Source organism: Acetobacter estunensis (assembly GCF_011516945.1).
GTDB lineage: Bacteria > Pseudomonadota > Alphaproteobacteria > Acetobacterales > Acetobacteraceae > Acetobacter > Acetobacter estunensis.
Map to the genome: position 1 here is coordinate 88,869 of NZ_WOTH01000007.1, position 17,972 is coordinate 106,840.

14 protein-coding genes are annotated in these 17,972 nt (G+C 61.6%); 6 read left to right on the plus strand and 8 right to left on the minus strand.

Annotated elements, in window-relative coordinates:
• Positions 1-84: 84 nt before the first annotated feature.
• The 3 genes from GOB87_RS05440 to GOB87_RS05450 all read right to left on the minus strand — a co-directional run bounded on the left by GOB87_RS05440 (position 85) and on the right by GOB87_RS05450 (position 4,489).
• On the minus strand, positions 85-1,113 hold the full coding sequence (locus GOB87_RS05440) for an isocitrate/isopropylmalate dehydrogenase family protein (protein ID WP_166313572.1): 1,029 nt from the start codon (positions 1,111-1,113) through the stop codon (positions 85-87).
• A 73-nt stretch (positions 1,114-1,186) separates the two neighbouring features.
• Positions 1,187-2,986, minus strand: coding sequence for an aminopeptidase P family protein (locus GOB87_RS05445; protein WP_242006176.1), 1,800 nt, complete (start codon positions 2,984-2,986; stop codon positions 1,187-1,189).
• Between the two features lie 51 nt (positions 2,987-3,037).
• The gene (locus tag GOB87_RS05450; RefSeq protein ID WP_373320674.1) at positions 3,038-4,489 is read right to left on the minus strand and encodes a glucoamylase family protein; all 1,452 of its coding nucleotides are present in this window, start codon (positions 4,487-4,489) and stop codon (positions 3,038-3,040) included.
• 335 nt (positions 4,490-4,824) lie between these two features.
• On the opposite strand from GOB87_RS05450, the gene GOB87_RS05455 reads away from it, so the two are divergent.
• A complete protein-coding gene (locus tag GOB87_RS05455; protein ID WP_166313576.1) occupies positions 4,825-5,031 on the plus strand; it encodes a cold-shock protein in 207 nt (68 codons plus the stop codon).
• Between the two features lie 64 nt (positions 5,032-5,095).
• Here the strand turns inward: GOB87_RS05455 and GOB87_RS05460 are convergent, their stop codons facing one another.
• From GOB87_RS05460 to GOB87_RS05470, 3 genes are all read right to left on the minus strand, one after another.
• A complete protein-coding gene (locus GOB87_RS05460) occupies positions 5,096-5,248 on the minus strand; it encodes a hypothetical protein (RefSeq protein WP_166313578.1) in 153 nt (50 codons plus the stop codon).
• Positions 5,249-5,651: 403 nt separating this feature from the next.
• Positions 5,652-6,926 carry a 5-aminolevulinate synthase gene (gene hemA / locus GOB87_RS05465; protein WP_166313580.1) on the minus strand — a complete coding sequence of 425 codons (1,275 nt, stop codon included), beginning with the start codon at positions 6,924-6,926 and terminating at the stop codon, positions 5,652-5,654.
• A 252-nt stretch (positions 6,927-7,178) separates the two neighbouring features.
• The gene (locus tag GOB87_RS05470) at positions 7,179-7,616 is read right to left on the minus strand and encodes a hypothetical protein (RefSeq protein ID WP_373320675.1); all 438 of its coding nucleotides are present in this window, start codon (positions 7,614-7,616) and stop codon (positions 7,179-7,181) included.
• 245 nt (positions 7,617-7,861) lie between these two features.
• Between GOB87_RS05470 and GOB87_RS05475 the strand changes: the two genes are divergently transcribed.
• From GOB87_RS05475 to GOB87_RS05490, 4 genes are all read left to right on the plus strand, one after another.
• Positions 7,862-9,748, plus strand: coding sequence for a transketolase-like TK C-terminal-containing protein (locus GOB87_RS05475; RefSeq protein ID WP_166313584.1), 1,887 nt, complete (start codon positions 7,862-7,864; stop codon positions 9,746-9,748).
• Positions 9,749-9,809: 61 nt separating this feature from the next.
• Positions 9,810-10,832, plus strand: coding sequence for a type I glyceraldehyde-3-phosphate dehydrogenase (gene gap, locus GOB87_RS05480; RefSeq protein WP_166313586.1), 1,023 nt, complete (start codon positions 9,810-9,812; stop codon positions 10,830-10,832).
• Positions 10,833-10,947: 115 nt separating this feature from the next.
• Positions 10,948-12,171: a phosphoglycerate kinase gene (locus tag GOB87_RS05485; protein ID WP_166313588.1), complete on the plus strand. Its 1,224-nt coding sequence runs from the start codon at positions 10,948-10,950 to the stop codon at positions 12,169-12,171.
• Between the two features lie 59 nt (positions 12,172-12,230).
• Complete coding sequence (locus GOB87_RS05490) at positions 12,231-12,449, plus strand: hypothetical protein (RefSeq protein ID WP_166313590.1); 219 nt, start codon at positions 12,231-12,233, stop codon at positions 12,447-12,449.
• 557 nt (positions 12,450-13,006) lie between these two features.
• On the opposite strand, the gene GOB87_RS05495 is transcribed toward GOB87_RS05490, so the two are convergent.
• Both GOB87_RS05495 and GOB87_RS05500 read right to left on the minus strand, forming a co-directional pair.
• Positions 13,007-13,444 (minus strand): hypothetical protein, encoded by a 438-nt coding sequence (locus GOB87_RS05495; RefSeq protein ID WP_166313592.1) that lies wholly within the window; start codon positions 13,442-13,444, stop codon positions 13,007-13,009.
• A 144-nt stretch (positions 13,445-13,588) separates the two neighbouring features.
• Complete coding sequence (locus GOB87_RS05500) at positions 13,589-14,881, minus strand: DUF445 domain-containing protein (protein WP_166313594.1); 1,293 nt, start codon at positions 14,879-14,881, stop codon at positions 13,589-13,591.
• A gap of 127 nt (positions 14,882-15,008) precedes the next feature.
• On the opposite strand from GOB87_RS05500, the gene GOB87_RS05505 reads away from it, so the two are divergent.
• Positions 15,009-17,873 carry a phosphoenolpyruvate carboxylase gene (locus GOB87_RS05505; RefSeq protein ID WP_166313596.1) on the plus strand — a complete coding sequence of 955 codons (2,865 nt, stop codon included), beginning with the start codon at positions 15,009-15,011 and terminating at the stop codon, positions 17,871-17,873.
• Positions 17,874-17,972 lie beyond the last annotated feature (99 nt).

The window sequence follows — 17,972 nt, forward strand, 5'->3', positions numbered from 1 at the left end:
GATACGCGAAGACCCCGCTGAAAAATCAGCGGGGTCTCTGGCAGTCAGCGCCGGAACAGATCCGGCGTTAGCAGGAACCGGGGATCAGACGAGCGCCTGCTTCAGCGCGGCCGTCAGTTCCTTGGTGCCGGCTTCACCACCCATGTCACGGGTACGGACCTTGCCGCTGGTGATCAGGTTGGTGATTGCCGTATCGATCCGGTCGGCCAGATCGTCACGACGGACATGGCGCAGCATCATCACCGCAGCGAGCAGCAGGGCCAGCGGGTTGGCGAGGTTCTTGCCCGCGATGTCGGGAGCCGAACCATGCACGGCCTCAAAGATCGCGGTTTTTTCACCGATATTCGCGCCCGGCGCGAGACCGAGGCCACCCACCAGACCGGCGGCCTGATCGGACAGGATGTCGCCGAACAGGTTGGTGGTCACGATGACGTCAAACTGCCACGGATTGGTGACGAGCTGCATGGAGCAGGCGTCCACAATACGCTCGTCACACTCGACGCGGCCCTTGTATTCCTCGGCCACCTTGCGACCGGCTTCGAGGAACATGCCGCACATCTGCTTGATGATGTTGGCCTTGTGGACCAGCGTCACCTTCTTGCGGTTGTTCTTCACGGCGTAATCGAAGGCGAAGCGGACGATGCGCTCACATTCCTTGCGCGAGACGTAGCCACCCGAGAGCGCAATGCCCTTGGAGTCGCCGTTCGCGGGGATCGTGTGCTCCATCGCGGCGTAGTAGCCTTCAAGGTTCTCGCGCACGATCACGAGGTCGATCTTCTCGTAGCGGCCACCGGGGATAATGGTCTTGGTGGGACGAAGATTTGCGTAGAGTTCGAACTCCTGACGCATCGTGACGTTGATGGACTTGAAGCCGCCGCCGACGGGGGTGGTCAGCGGGCCTTTCAGCGCCAGACCTGTCTTGCGAATGCTCTCGATGGTTTCTTTCGGCAGCGGATCGTTGACCGCATCCACGCCCGCCATGCCAGCGATGTGGCGTTCCCATTTGAACGGCGCGCCAACCGCGTCGAGGATTTCGACGACCGAGTCCATGATCTCGGGACCGATACCGTCGCCCGGAATAAGGGTGGCGGGGATGGTTTTACTGTTGCTCATCTTGAACTCCCTGTGCATCCGCCGCCTGTTCTGCCCCGCAATGGCTCCGATGGCGACGCGCAATCGCGTGTTTTCACTTCCTGTTGATGGGAGAGCAGGCATGTGAGAGCCATGCAGCCGTCTCCGCAGGCAGCAGCGGACCGACCTTTTTCAGCACCTGCGCATGATATTCATCGAGCCGCGCCGCATCGTCCGCGCCCAGCAGTTCCACATCGATCAGACGTTTGTCGAAGGGCGCCAGAGTCAGCGTTTCGAATGACAGGAACATGCGGTTTTCCGGTCCCGGCTCGGGAGCGGTGACCAGCACGAGCGTTTCCAGCCGGATGCCGAATGCGCCGGGGCGGTAATAACCCGGCTCGTTGGAAACGATCATGCCCGGTTCGAGCGCTACCTTGTTGGCCATCTTGGAGATGCGCTGCGGACCCTCATGCACGGACAGATAGCTGCCCACTCCATGACCGGTGCCATGATCGAAATCGAGCCGTCCCTCCCACAGCGCGAGTCGGGCGAGGGCATCGAGGGCGCTCCCCGGCGCGCATTGGGGAAAGACGGCCGCTCCCAGTCGGAGGTTGCCCTTGAGCACGCGGGTGAAGGCGGCCTTCACTTCGGCAGGCGGTGTGCCCGACCCGGTCCAGACCGTGCGGGTTATGTCGGTGGTGCCGTCAGGATACTGGCCGCCGCTGTCGATCAGACACACCGTATCGGCTTCGATGGTGCGGTCCGTCTCCGGTGTGACGCGGTAATGGATGATCGCTCCGTTCGGACCCGCACCGGCTATGGTGTCGAACGAGTCGCCGCGATAATCCGGGGCTTCGGCGCGAAAGGCGGCAAGCTGCTTCACCAACCCCAGTTCGGTCGAGCCTATGGCGTGCTGGTCCATCCAGTGCAGGAAGCGACAGACCGCCACGGCATCGCGCAGATGGGCGGTACGGGCGCCCTGCTGTTCCACGTCGTTCTTGCGGGCGCGGGGAAGGGCGCAGGGATCGTTCGCCTCCACGATCCGGGCATCGTGCCGTTCCAGTACCTGCGTGAACCATACGGGCGTTGTCGTGGGATCGAGAGCGACGGTTTTCTTCCCCAATGCGGCCAGAGACGCTTCGAGGTGCGCTGGTGGAAGGATGGAGACTTCGCTTCCCAGGCCGTCGCGCACATCGGTCGCCACTCGGTCAGGCTCCACAAACAGGTCCACACGGGCATCGCGGTGCAGGATGGCAAAGGCGAGCACAACCGGCGTGCAGGGCACGTCCGCTCCACGAATGTTGAGCAGCCACGCCACCGATGTCGTATCGGCGAGAACAACGGCGTCCTGCCCATCCTGCGCAAGATCGGCGGCCAGCGCACCCCGCTTGGCGGTACTTGTCTCTCCTGCGAAGGCAAGCGGATGAAGGATGACAGGGGAATGTGGCGCGGCTGGACGATCTGCCCACACACGGTCGATCAGATTTTCGGAAGTGGGGACGAGGTTCGCACCGGATTGGGCGAAGGTGTTCAGTGTTGCAGCGCTGATGATACGCGGGTCGTAGCCGATACGCTCGGCCGGGGTAGCGTGGTCTTTCAGCCATTCTTGTGGCGGGGTCTGGCTGATGTGCAGCCGGTCCCATATTTCGCCGTCCACCTGATCGTCCATCTGGGTGATGTAGCGTCCGTCCGAGAAGACGGCCGCCCGCTCACGCAGAACGATCGCCAGTCCCGCGCTGCCGGTGAAGCCCGTGATCCATGCCAGACGTTCGGCGCAGGCAGGTGTGTATTCGCCCAGATATTCATCGCTGTGGGGAACGATCAGGCCCGCGAGATCGTGTTCCTCCATGAGCGCGCGGAGGCGGCGCAGCCGATCTCCCATAGTGTCCGCTGAAGAGTGGGGAGCTTCGGCCATAAGTAAGGTATCTCCTTGCTGGGCGGGATTATGAGGACGCGTTTGGACGTTTCAGCCCTTGGAAGGCGCAGCCACCGGCGTTGCCTGCGAATGGGTGACAGGAGGCGTGGTTTTCTCCAACCAACCACCTTGGAATCCAGCCCGCTCCAGTCCCGTGCGGATATAGGGGCTGCGCTTCATCACGTTCCACACAAGACCGCTGCGCCAGTTTTCGATCATCAGCAGAATGGGACCCTGATCGATGCCGACATATTCCTTGTCCGACCAATAGGATTTGCCGTCCTTGAAGGTTGGATTGAACGCATCGACGAAACCATAACGCCCATAAATCTGGCCGCCATAAAGTGTTTTCATATTGCGAAGTGTGGGCAGCACGATCTCGGGCGCGAAGGCAATCGAGCCGGCGGCGGCTGTGGGAGCGATGGTGCCGTCATCCTGTGTGTAGTCGCGACCGGTACCGCGAGCGGAATAAGAAAGGAAGTGACGCTTCTGACCGTCCACGTCCCGATCCGTCTCTCCCGGTCCATCGGAGGCCGTCAGCCCCCATACATTGGCGCCGTAGCCCTGCCATTTTCCGGGATTGGCAATGGCGTAGGCACGCTGGGCGTAGGCGGCGCGACGGCTGTTCTCGAAATAGTCGATGTTCTTGGTGCGGACCCATTCATCCTGAATACCGCGAAAGTCGATCCATGCGTGGCTGTACTGATGACCGAAAAGAGGAGCAAAGTTCAGGAACGTCTGGCCGTTGGAATCGCCCCAGCGTTTGTCATTGGTCGAGATCCAGGCCTGCCATGAGGCGGCCTGCAATGGAGACGAAGGGGAGGCGAGGCCGAGGATATAGACCATCATCCCCTCGCTATAGCCCTCCCAGTAATTGGCGATGAACTGGTGCTCCGGACTCCATCCCATGCTCAGTCGGTTGTCGGGGCGGCGCATCCACTGCCAGTCCACATTGCGGTAAAGTTGGTCGGCGAGGGAGCGGATCTGTTGTTCGGTTGAGGTGTCGCGGTCGTAGAAGGATTGAGCGAACAGCACGCCCTGCATCAGCAGCGCGGTGTCGATGCTGGACAGTTCGATATCGTGATTGAAGCGCAGGCCGGTCTGGTTGTTCAGAAAATGATAGAAAAAGCCGTGAAACCCGGCGGCATCGTCCGGCGTATCGTTCTGGGGAAGTTGTGAGAGATAGCGGAGCGTGACCAGTGTACGGTCAGCGGCGTCTTCGCGGGTGATATAGTGGCGGCTTGCTCCGATACCGTAGGCTGTCAGGCCGAAACCGATAGATGCCACGCTGGCGAAGGTCTGGGGAGAGGGATAGCGGTCCGGCACGAGGCCAGTGCGTGGATCGGATGCGTCCCAGAACCAGCGAAAGGTGCGCTGCTCGAGATCGTCGATCAGCGCCGCGTCCGAACAGTTTCCGGAGCACGCTGTGGTAGAAGAAGGAGGCGGGGCGTCTTGAGCGGCCTGAGCCGGGAAAAGAGGAGCTGGCGCACATGCCAGCAGCATGAAGGCTGCGCTGGCCCGCAGTCTGGCTCTACGAACACTCATCCTGTCCCCGTTTTCATCGTTGTGTGATCCGGCTGCCGATGTGCGGCGGCGTGCCACATTAGGATGGTCATGCACGCAGGAGAAGGGGACGGACGTTTGGAGGGGCGGGAAAGTATTCCGGGTTCGCCGTGCGTTTTCGCTTGTGTTCCAGACGGCGATCTGTGCAGAGTCGAATTCGACGGATGCTTTTATCCGGGTTTTCGACGCATGCTGCGTTCATCATCCCTCTAAAAGTTAGTGTTTTCGTGCGTGTTTTACGTGCGACCGTCGTGTTGAGAAGAAGGAGCCTTGTTATGTCAAAAGGCACCGTAAAGTGGTTCGATACTGCCAAGGGTTATGGCTTCATCAAGCCTGAGGACGGAACGAAAGACATTTTCGTTCACGTTTCGGCTGTTGAGCGTTCCGGAATGGGAACTCTGTCCGAAGGTCAGGAAGTTTCCTATGACGTCGAAGCTGGCCGTAATGGCAAGGAATCGGCGGTGAATCTTCAGGCTGCGTAAAGCGCCGGGATTTCCGACCAGAAGCCGTCCTTCGGGACGGCTTTTTGCGTTTATGGAGGTAGGATCACTGCGATTGTCCGCAGACGGTTTTCTCACCCGGCAGATGATCGAAATTGCATGAAAGCGCTGCATCCGTCGGCGTAGGGGGCGATGGTCTGTCACAGCAGGCCCCAAGAGAAATAAGCGCTGCGATGAGGAAGAGGTGACGCTTCTTCACGAAATTCCCTCTCACACCAGTTGGGCCAATGGCCGGACGATGTTCCAGATGCTCCGGCCTGCGACGGAGAGGATAAGGGCCACGATAGCCAGCGCTATGAGAGGCTTCTTTTTCATGATGGTCTCTCCGTTCTTCGGTGGAGGCGTGAATTGGGTGGCTGGTCGATGAGTTTATCCAGCAAGCCTGATGATAAAAGCCTCTTGCGTCTTTGATGGAACTTTTCTCGGTAGTGCTTGTGAAGCGTTTCCTACCCCTGACTTGTCATGCAGAGGCAGGGCAATGCGAAAATGCTTCCGTTGCACTTATCATTTAGTAGCGGACAGACTGCACATCGACATATGCAATCGCGACCATGTGGAGAGACCCAATCAAGGCAGTCCACGTGGTCACATTGCCCAATGCTTCAGGCCGCTGCTTCCGCCATGCCGCGCACGTTGTCGGACACCACTGGAAGCGGCACTTCCGCCAACAGTGTTTTCAGAGCCGCAACCATCTGATCCATCATCTCGTCTGTGTGAAACGGGCCGGGCGTAAGCCGCAGACGTTCCGTTCCCTGCGGCACGGTCGGATAGTTGATGGGTGTGGCGTACAGCCCGTATTCGTTGAGCAGACGGCGGCTGATGATCTTGCAGCGCTCGGCATCGCCCACAGGCACCGGAACGATATGGCTTGGCGTCATGGTGAAGGGCACGCCAGCCGCCCGCATCTTTGCGCGGAAGGTGTTTACGCGCTCGAACATTTTCTCACGCCGCCAGTTCTGGGCGCGCACCATTTTCACACTCGTCAACGCAGCCGCGACGACTGATGGCGGAAGAGAGGTGGTGAAGATAAATCCCGATGCGGCTGAGCGGAGATAATCCACGATGGAGGCGGAAGCGGTGATGTAACCACCATGCACACCGAACCCTTTGGCCAGTGTGCCCTCAATGATGTCCACCTGATCGGACACGTCATCACGGTCCGTAACGCCGCCACCCTGTTCGCCGTACAGGCCAACCGCGTGGACCTCATCGATATAGGTCAGGGCGTTGTAGCGACGGGCCAGCGCGCAGATGCCTGCGATGTCCGAGATGTCGCCGTCCATGGAATAGACGCTCTCGAACGCAATCAACTTGGGGGCATCGACCGGGGCCGCTGCAAGTTTGGCTTCGAGGTCTGCCAGATCGTTGTGTTCGAAAATGATGGTCGTGGACCCACGCGCACCCTTGATGCCCGCGATCATGGAGGCATGGTTCAGGCGGTCGGAGAAACAGATCCAGCCCGGCATGGAGGTGAGGATCGTCTGCAGGCTGGCCTGATTGGAAACATAGCCGGAGGTAAAGAGCAGCCCCGCTTCCTTGCCGTGAAGGGACGCCAGTTCCGCTTCGAGCGCTTTGTGCAGCGGGCTTGTGCCGGCGATGTTGCGGGTTCCGCCAGCGCCTGCACCATGTTCACGAATGGCGCTGATGGCCGCCTCGCACACTTCCGGCTCCACGCCCATGCCGAGATAGTCGTTGGAGGACCACACCACGACTTCACGGCCCTGCGGAATATCGGCCAATTCTTCTTCATAGACCGGGTAGCGGGCCGCATCACGGGCAAGGGGAGTGAAGGTCCGGTAACGTCCCTGTCTGCGGATATCCGCCAAAGCATCGTCACAAAAATCGTAAAACGGGTGTCTCGCGTTACGAATACTCACCCTGCTCCACTCCTGTTCGGGCCTTTCCGCACGGTCCATTTCTCTCTTCCCAAGCCGAAAAGCCAAGGATTCAAGAGAGTCATGAAGATTTCTTCAGTGGGCCAAGCCCCTGAGAACATGCAAAATCCGGCTCTGCCTTCTGTCGACGATCTCCGGCCGGTCCGAAGCCGTCTCCCATGTGCCGTTTGTTCCCAGATACAATCGGGACACGCGCACCTACAACCCGCAACACTTACTGGTTATCGGGAAATGTCAGCGAACATACACCTGCACCCGCGGACTCGCCACACTCGAATCCGGCATGGCCGACATCTCCACTTGTGCGGGATCGGCTCCGGCCCCCACGATGGTGTCCGCAATAGGCTGTCCTTCTTCGGCCAGAACACGCTGAAGAGCGTCGCGCGTGGCGTCTTCGCTGATGCCCGGCGGGGCCAGAACACGCACAAGAAAAAGGATGTTCGGTTTGCGGTCGAGGGCTTTGCGCGTCACGGTTTGGACGGCGCTTTCCCACTGTGACCGGGGCGTTCCGGCCAGCACTTCGATCAGTGGGGGGATGGGCGGCGGACCGGGCGGCGGCGGCGGAATATAGACTTTTGGCGGTCGACTCGCATTGGGGTCGAATGTCCGCTGATCGAGCAGCTTGCATCCGGCAAGAAATCCCGCTCCCCCGATCAGGCCGCCACGCAACACATGGCGACGGGTGGCCTGCGGTTTCACCTTCACCGCTGACGGCGTATCTCGTCTGCGAGAGCGGAACAAAAAGGAGGCAGGGAAGGGGTGCGGCATGAGGCAGACGCTTGCAGGAAGTTGAAGATACGGCAAGCCGTCACCGCACTTGTCGCGGGACCGCTTGGAGCCTATAGCCACGACTGCACGCGATCCACAAGACCCGCAGGAGCCGCGGCCCCTTCCGACAGGGAGGATTTAGTTCTTCCATGCCTCATGTCTCCGGTTCTTCCCGTCTGACCAGACGTTCTCCCCAACCGCTTGCCGGTGTGAGGGCGGGCGCAGAGCGGGTTATTCCAGAAGTGTTGTGGGCGGTCACAGCGCTTTTGCGCGATCGCATCCTGCGGTTCGATCCACAGGCGCCGCTCTGGCCGGATCGGGATCGCCTCGTCGTCTCGTCTCCCTCACTGCTTCCATTGCGCTCGGCTTTTGCATTGGCGGAGACGGCTCCCCCGTCATCCCTTCCGCGCTCGACGCAGGACGAACTTTTCGGTCTGGCGGGCGGTCTTCCGGGGCAGGCTATAGCCGCCGCCTCCGGCATGGCGCTGGCGGAACAGCTTCTTGCCCGTCGGTTTGGGCGCTCGCTGGTGGATCACCGGACGTGGCTGCTGGCGCTTCCCGGCGATCTGGAAACCGGTGTGGCTCTTGAGGCGGCGGTTCTGGCCGGACGCTTCCGCCTGGAGCGGCTGGCGGTGATCGTTGCAAGTCCTGACGCCGCCTTTCCGGCCACACGGGAAGACCTCACGCGGGCGCTCGATCGTATCGAGGCGTCCGGGTGGTCCGTGCGCCGCACGAGCGGTGACGATCCCGAGGCTCTGATGAACGCCCTGGCGGGGATCCGCCGCGCCCGCAAGCCGAGTCTGCTTGTCTGCGATCCGGGAAAAACACCGCTCGTCCTGCCCTCCGAGCCGACGGTGCCGCGTGGTCAGGCGGCACGACGCACATGGCTTCGCAGGCTCAACCAGCACACACAGCGCGCCGAATTCGAGCGCATTATGGACAGCCGGACCATTCCGCGTCTGGAAGAGGATTTCCTACGCCTGTGGCGTATGACGCCGCATGACGAACAGGAGGACGAAGCCGCTCTCGTTCAGGAGGGGCTTCTGGGGCAGGCGACACTAGCGGATCTGTTGCCCGAACTTGTTTCGCTCATCGGAGGGGCGGAGGCGGCCTCCCTTCTCGGTGCTCCCACAAAAACTTCGCATCACACCACGCTGGCCTGCGGGCCGCGTGAACCTGCGATGGTGGGGCTCATGAACGGGCTGGCTTTGCATGGTGGTTTGCTGCCGTGTGGTGCGGCCCCGCTCTCTTCCGCCGACCGGATGCGTCCGGCCCTCCGATTTGCCTCGCTTGCCCGCAAGCGGTTGCTCTGCGTTCTGGTCGAAGATTCACCGGACGCGGCAAGCGCCTTGTGGCAGCAGGTGGAGCAACTCGCCAGCCTGCGCGCGATGCCGCATCTGGCGCTTTTCCGTCCCGCCAATGCGGAGGAAGTGGCTGCTGCGTGGCTCGGTGCGCTGCGGTGGAGTGATGGTCCTTCCGTCATCGTGCTGGGTCGAAACCTGTCCGAGCAGACAGACGCTTTCTCACTTCCTTCCGCCCGTGCGCGACGGACGGCGCGGGGGCCAGAATGTGGAGGATACGTGCTGGAAGAAGCAACAGGAGGCGCTGGTCGCCGCAACGTGACGCTCATTGCCTCCGGTCCAGAACTGTCCGTTGCCCGTCAGGCCCGCGCCATGCTGGCGGCGGATGGCATCCGTGTAGCCGTGGTGTCCCTGCCGTGCTGGGAACTGTTCACACGGCAGGATCGAACCTATCGTGACGCGGTTCTGGGCACGCAGCCGCGCGTCGCGATTGAGGCGGCTTCCGGGTTCGGCTGGGAGCGCTGGATCGGTGAAAGAGGAGTTTTCATCGGCACGGAAGAATTCGGTATGGCATCGGGGTTCGACCCGCTGTACCAAAGCTTCGGTGTCACGCCGACTGTCGTCTGTGCGCACGTCCATGCGTGCCTCAACCGGGAGAGTCGAGCGGACCAGACAGGTGGGGCGCAATCGCTCCGTCCGCAAGGACGGCGGATGCGCGCCACCACTCCATCGTAAGGTCAACGACCGGCCTTCTTCACCGAGGGCCTACAACAAGAAAAAGACGGAGAGAGATCTGATGGCAGTCAAAATCGCGATCAATGGATTCGGTCGCATCGGGCGTCTTGTGCTGCGCGGCATTATCGAGAGCGGTCGCACGGACGTGATCCCCACCGTGATCAACGACCTCGGTAGCGTCGAGGCCAATGCGCATCTGCTGGCTTATGACAGCATCCATGGCCGCTTCCCGGCCGAGGTGAAGGTGGATGGCAACAAGTTCATCATTGCCGCCAATGGTCGTACATGGGATCCGATCACCGTTTCCTGCGAACGTGACCCGGCCAAGGTGCCGCTGAGCGGTGTTGACGTGGCCATGGAATGCACGGGCCTGTTCACGTCCAAGGAAAAGGCCGCTCCTTTGCTTGCCGCTGGCGCGCGCAAGGTCATCGTCTCGGCTCCGGCCACCGATGTGGACGCCACCATCGTCTACGGTGTGAATCAGGATGTTCTCACCAAGGACATGACGGTCATCTCCAATGCCTCCTGCACGACCAACTGCCTTGCCCCTGTGGCCAAGGTGCTGGACGACGCCTTTGGCATCGAACGCGGCTACATGGTGACGATCCATTCCTACACGGGCGATCAGCGCACGGTGGACACGTTGCACAAGGATCTGCGCCGTGCCCGCGCAGCCGGCCTGAACATGATTCCGACGTCCACGGGTGCCGCCCGCGCTGTCGGTCTCGTGCTGCCGCATCTCAAGGGCAAGCTGGATGGGACGGCCATTCGCGTGCCGACCGCCAACGTCTCGCTCGTCTCGCTCGACTTCGTGCCCAAGACCATTCCGGCCTCGGTCGAAGCCGTGAACGAAGCGCTGAAAAAGGCGTCTGAGTCCGGTCCGCTCAAGGGCATCCTTGGCTACAACACGGCCCCGCTGGTCAGTGGCGATTTCAACCACGCCATCGAGTCCTCCACATTCGACGCAACCCAGACGGCGCTGGTCGATGGTGGCAAACTTGTGCGCATCTGTTCATGGTACGACAACGAGTGGGGTTTCTCGAACCGCATGTCCGACACGGCGGCGCTCTTCGGCTCACTCTGAGGGCATAGCGGAAGGGGCCTGATCTTGGCCCCTTTCTCCCTTGAAAACGGTTCCCGCGTGGCGCAGCCCCGGACCGGGCACGATTTCCGCGTGGGACAACAGGAAGGACGCTCCAATGGCGACCCTGTCGTTCAAGACACTCGATTCCCTCGATCCGCGCGGCAAGCGCATCCTTCTGCGTGCCGATCTCAACGTACCGGTGCGCGATGGTGCGATTTCCGATCTTACCCGTATTGAGCGGCTGGCGCCCACCATCAAGGAACTGGCGGAGAAGGGCGGTCGCGTGATCGTCGTGAGTCATTTTGATCGTCCCAAGGGCAAGCCGGTGCCGGAGATGTCGCTTGCGCCCATTTCAGAGGCTCTCGCCAAGGCGCTCGGTAAAAAAGTGACATTTGTGCCGGACTGCGTGGGTAAGGTGGCGCAGGACGCGACGGCGGCCATGCACGACGGCGATGTCGTGGTGCTGGAAAACACGCGCTTCTATCCCGGGGAAGAGAGCAACGATCCCGATATGGCGAAGGCGCTCGCTTCCCTTGCGGATATCTACGTCAATGACGCCTTCTCCGCGGCTCATCGTGCCCATGCTTCTACAGAGGGCGTTGCGCGCCATCTGCCGTCCTTTGCCGGGCGTCTGATGGAGATTGAACTGAGCGCTCTGGAAGCTGCGCTGGAAAATCCGGCTCGGCCGGTCGGTGCGATTGTGGGCGGCGCAAAGGTGTCCACCAAGCTCGATCTGCTCAACAACATGATCGAGAAAGTGGACATGCTCGCCGTAGGTGGGGCGATGGCCAACACGTTCCTTGCGGCACAGGGACTGTCCGTGGGCAAGTCGCTCAAGGAAGAGGACATGCTCGACACGGCCCGGGCCATTGCCGCCAAGGCGAAAGAGCGTGGTTGTGAACTCGTCCTGCCGGTGGACGTGGTCGTGGCGTCCGATTTCATGGCCGGAGCACCCATGGAGACCGTTTCGGTCTCAGCCATTCCCGATGGCTGGATGGCACTGGATGTGGGGCCGAAAACGGTGGCGCTTCTGAAGGAAAAATTGGCTGGCCTGAAGACCCTTGTGTGGAACGGCCCCTTGGGTGTGTTCGAACTCCCGCCTTTCGACGAAGGCACGAACGCTGTTGCACAGGCGGCGGCCAGACTGACCAAGGAAGGCAAGCTCAAGACGGTAGCGGGTGGAGGTGACACGGTTTCCGCGCTCCGTCATGCCGGCGTGCTGCATGACATGAGTTATGTCTCCACGGCGGGCGGCGCGTTCCTTGAATGGCTGGAAGGCAAGCTGCTGCCCGGCGTCGTGGCGCTTGGTCAGGCTGGCGAGGACGTCGCTCCTCTTTAAGAGAGCCTTAATCGGCGTCGGGCACGCTCGACGCCGATGATGCTGTCTAGGTTCTGTCCATGATTCCCTCTGACCTGCCCAGTCTGCTGGCTCTGGCCGGACGACAGCCTGCGATCGCACGCAAGACGCGCCGCGCGCCTTCCACCTCTCTCACTGTTTTTACGGATGAGGGAGAAAGTCGGTCCACACATGTGAATCTGGCCCCGGGAGACCTGCCCGACGATGGCTCCATGCCGATCTTTCGTCGTCGTGGCTTCTATCTGGATATGGTGATCTGATCGTGGGTTCGCTCACTCCGGCCTTCCGGCTTGTGAGGGCAGCAGAGGTCCGCTACACAGCACACAGTGTCCGCGTAGCTCAGTAGGATAGAGCACAGGATTCCTGAATCAATTGGGCGCCACGGTGGGAAACTCCGTGGTGGATCTGCTCAAATTCGGGGAACGCTTGACCTACTCGGGTCGTGCCGATCCCGAGCCAAGTCCGGGTCTTTGTCCGGAAAGGTGTAGAGACTGGTAGGGCAGCGCCTGTCGGCCATTGGGCCTATGGTGAAGGGACAGTCCAGACCACGAACGTGCAGCGATGAGCGCACGGCGACGAAAGTCGAAGTGGTATGAATCCTGGGGCCGGGGGTTCGAATCCCTCCGCGGACACCAAATCTCTTGGAAATAGTAAGTGAAGACCGCGTCAAACATCACATAAGGTGCGTTTGCTGGCTTCGAAGAGACGATCACGTCGCCGGATCATATGGATCGGGGCAGCGTTTCCATAGTTCGGAAAGGCGTGGAGCCATGATGGCGCGTCCACAGGAGCACGCCATCATGGGGAAATCCGCAGATTACTGAGCGGCAGCCGGGGCGTTGGCCGGAAGCGTGGTTGGAGCCGTCGGCAGGGCCGGGGCCGTCACGCCAGTGCCTGCTGCCGGAGCAGCGACCGTCGGAGCGGAAATGGAGGGTGCGGTCACGGTCGGAGCCTTGACGGTCGGCATGGCCATGCCCGGCGCCATCGGCATAGCCGGAGCCGTGGGGGCCGTCGTTGCAGGAGCCTCAGCGCCGATGGCCGGAACCTTGTCCTGCTGCGCGGCCGAAAGGCTCTTCGCGTTCAGGTCGTCGGTCTCGCTGTCGGCCGTGTGCGCGGCATTGTCAGCTTTCGAAGAGGCATGGTGACCATGGAGATGGTGATGGGCCGTCGTCTCGGCATGAGCGGAGACGAGGAAGGCCGGTGCGCCGCCGAGCAGCGTGGCACCGAGAAGAGCCTTGGAAACGAACGACCGCATGAATGGAATCCCTGCTGTGGTTGTCTGGCCCTGCATCGGGCCAAGATGATGAGGACAGGCCAAACGGCTGTCCTTGCGGCGCTACCGTAACAGACGGAATCACGGCGGCATAGACCGCGCGGAAAATCTAATGGGGATAAAGGGTTACTGACCCGTTACCCCAAAGACGAGTTCGAGGAAAAGCGAGAGCAGCGCGCCCACGCCAAAGCCAACCAGAGTGCCGTTGACGCGCACATATTGCAGATCGCGTCCAACCCGCAGTTCCAGCTTTTCCGAGACACTCACGGCGTCCCAGTTGCCCACGACAGACGCGATGAAATTGGAAAGATGCTCGCGCAGATAGGGCAGGGAGCGGTGCACGCTTTTACGGGCCGTCTCCTTGATACGCGCGCGCATGGCGGGATCGTCCTGCGCCTGTGCCGCCAGCCGAAAAAGCGCCTCACGGATAAGGGTCGCGGACCAGCCATCTTCGCGCTCAAGATCGGTGCCGATCATGCGTTTTACACGCGCCCAGATATCCGTGCCCCATGTCTGCATCGTCTCATGCGAGAATACCGCCTTGAGCACCTGAGAGAGATCATCGGCCCGTTTCGGGTCGTTCTCGAGCCGATCGATCTCGCTGTGGACCCATGCCGTGAACCCTTCCCGAATGGAGGAATCATCGGGATTGATGCGATCGAGCTCTTCGCTGGCGGCAACCAGCACCTTGCTGGCAATCGAGCCGCCGATGGCCCATCCAAGCAGGCGCCCTCCCTGCTCGCGCACCCGCTCCTCGATCATGGTGCGCAGGGCCGGTTCGCGCGCCTGTAGCCCGGACTTCAGTTGTTGCAGAAGAAAAGTCAGAACTTCCTGATGATGGTTGCCGTCCACCAGCGCCCGCAGGCCGCGGGCGATGACCGGTGCGAGATTGCTTCCGCCCAGCAACAGGGGCAGCGTACGGTCCACGGCGGCGCTGGCACGTCCATCCTCCAGCCGCTCCAGTAACTGGGGCACCGCCCCGACCAGCCCGCTGGTCAGTGTCGCGGCCGTGGCCGGGTCCGAGAGGAGACGTCCCACGAAGCCGGGAAGGTCGATGCGGGCGAGAACCCGGTCCACTTCTTCTTCCGTGAACACCTGCGTCGTCACGAAACGCCCGAGCGCACGTCCGAGTCGTTCTTTCTGGGCGGGGATGATGGCCGTGTGGGGAATGGGCAGTCCCATCGGGTGCCGGAAGAGGGCCGTGACGGCAAACCAGTCCGCCAGCCCGCCTACCACTCCGGCCTTGGCGCCGGCGCGCAACGTGTCGAGCCACAGATTCTCGGAGACCCAGCCATAGAGTGGGGCGAGATAGCCCACTGCCGTCAGCCCTCCCATGAAGGCCAGAAGCCCGGTCGCGGCCCGTTTCTGGCGGGTGAGAGCGTGCCGGGCTTCGTCGTCGGTAAGAGGGCGTGTGTTCATCACGTGCTGGATAGCATCGACGTGAAGCCTTCCCAAACCTTACCGGACGTGATCGGATGAAAGTTACTTTTCCGTATCGTCTTTAATGGCGATATTCTTTCCCCGTTGCACGAGAAGGCCGGTCTGCATGGTTCAGCGTGACATTTCCTCCACTCCTGCGCGTGACGAAAATCTTTCGTCCGCTGCGCGCGCCGTGCTGGCGCTGGGCTGCCCGCAGGCGCAGCCGGGCGGAGATGTCGAAGAGATCAAACCGGCGGAAGTCAGCAGCAACGATGTGCTGTCCATGTCATGGCAGGTCTCCGCCATGCTGGAGAAACAGACGCTCACGATAGCCGATCTCGCGGCCGTCACCCGCCGCCTGCGTGACGATGCCTTTTTGCGTCGGGCCACGCGGTTACACCGTTATCCCGGCGGGACGAATGTGTCCGACACGGCAAGCCGTCTGGACGGATTGGTGCGTCTCGTCATCGAGAAAACGGCGGAAGCATCAGCGGGAAAGCCGGAAGCCGAAGCGCTGGCAACCTTTCGGCAGCAGGTGGAGCGCATCCGCTTTGCCGCCGTGTTCACGGCTCACCCCACTTTTGCGCTCTCCAACGAGGTCTATGCGGCACTCGCGACTATTGCGTCCGCGCCCGAGCCGCTGGAGGACGCTCCGTTTTTCGAAACGCATCGTCGCAACGGTCCGCCAACGCTGGAAGAGGAGTTCGGGCTGGCGTCCGCCGCCATTCTGCGGGGACGCGATGCGCTCGATCAACTGACCGAAAGCCTGCTGACACACGCACGGGAGAAATGGCCGGAATCATGGTCCACCCTTGTTCCGCGTCCTGTCGTGATGACCAGTTGGGTGGGATACGACACGGATGGGCGCACCGATATCGGCTGGTGGGACACGCTGCGCCTGCGTCTGCGCATGAAGCTTTTTCAGATCCAACGACTTCGCGCTCAGGTCGCTGCAAGCGGGGTAGAGGCGGCAACGCTCCAGTCACGGCTGGTCCGTGCCTGCTATACGGTGGAGGCCCAGATCGCGGCGTGTCCCAAGAGCGGCGATGAGGTCGAGACAGCGGAATTCGCCAAACTGCTGGTGGAGCATGCCAACGACGCCATTGCCGATCCGATGGTGCTGGCGGATGCGCTTCAGGACGCCATCGATACCGCCGAGCCTCAGGCGGCGTTGACTTTGGCCGTGGCCCGTGCCGGTTTCCTCGCACACGGTATGTCCGCCTCACACAGTCATACACGGTTGAACGCCACCCAGATCCATAACGTCATCCGTCAGCGTCTGCGCCTGACCGATGACCCGGCTGACCCTGCGCATCGCCGCGCTCTGCTGGCGCGTATCAACGAAGCCCTGGAGACAGTGCAGGCCGTGCCGGTGGATTTTGGCGCGCTGCTGGTCGAGCAGGCCTCGGCCGCGCGGCTGATGATGACCATCGCGCAGATCGTCAAGCACATCGATTCCGCAACGCCCATCCGTTTCCTGATTGCGGAGACGGAAAGCGGTTACACGCTGCTTTCGGCGCTCTGGCTGGCCCGGCATTTCGGGATCGCGGAAAAGATCGAAATCTCGCCGCTGTTCGAGACGCGCGAGGCGTTGATGGGCGGCGCACAGATCATTGAGGAAGCGCTCCGCTCTCCGCACTGGCGCGCCTATCTGCGCGCGACGGGACGGTTGAGCCTCCAGTTCGGTTATTCCGACTCGGGCCGATATGTCGGACAGCTTGCGGCCACGTATCTGATCGAGCGGCTACGGCTGAAAATCCTCGATCTTCTGCGCAAGTGGGATTTGGAAGACATTGAGGTCATCCTGTTCGATACGCATGGCGAGAGTGTCGGGCGCGGCGGGCACCCCTTCCGCCTGGCGGACCGTCTGGCCTATCTCTCTCCCGATCATGTGCGGGCGCGTTTTGCCGAACGCAATGTGAAGTGGCGTGAGGAAAGCGCGTTTCAGGGCGGTGACGGTTATCTGCTGTTCGGCACGCCCGAACTGGCGACGGCCAGCGTGATCACGATTGCCGAGCATGTGTTCGCGCCCCCCCAGCGACAGGGGGATCCGGTCTATGACCAGCCGGATTTCTCCGCGGATTTCTTCTCCACCATTGCCGATGCCATGACGGAACTGGTGGCGGATCGTGGATATGCCGATGTGCTGGGCGCGTTCGGGCCATCGCTGATCGACAAGACAGGTTCGCGTCCGGCGGCGCGACAGAGCGAGGGGCGTGGAGTCACGCCGCGTATCACGCATCCGGGGCAGCTTCGCGCCATTCCCAACAACGCTATTCTCCAGCAGCTTGGCTGGCTGGCGAATACGGTGCAGGGATTGGGGTCGGCGGCACGCCGCCATCCCGAGACTTTCGAAACCTTTCTGGGCGATAGTCCCCGTTTCCGCCGTGCGCTGGATTTCGCGGCACATGCGCTGACTCACTCGAACGATCAGGTGTTGCGCAGTGTCGTGTGGCTACTCGATCCCGGTTATTGGCTGGATCGGGCGACGGTGGAAGCCAAAGCCTCTCAGCGTGAGCGCTATCTTTCGGTGATGCACGATCTGGAAAAGTTGGATTTCTGGGCCGACACGCAATCCATGTTCCGCCGTATTCAGGCCGATCATCTGGCCTTGCGCGCGGCGTGGCCAGATGCCCCCACCATGGCCCAGCCCGAGAGATTGTTGCACGCCATCCGTATCGCGCTGATCGAGCGTATCTGGCTGCTGGCCACCCGTGTTCCGTTTTTTATGCCACGCGGCAACTTCACTCGCGAAGTGATGATGCAGCGTATTCTGTGTCTGGAAATCCCCTCGGTGCTGCGGGAACTCGACGCGGTCTTTCCGCTGGCAGGCAGCAAGCCGGATCTGGATTTTCACGAGCCCGCCGGGCCGCAGGCGGACAACTCCTACCGTCAGGAACATGAAGAGATTTTCCGCCCCATGCGGGAGATGTTCCAGATCATGCGTGAAATCAGCGTGGCCATCGTCCACGGGGTTGGCGCGTTCGGTTGACGCTACGCCACGGAAGCGGGACGCCGCATGCGTCCCGCGCACGTCCCTCGCGCAGCTTTGAGCTTGACGTGGCGGGGTCACGGCCTCATCTGTGTTCTG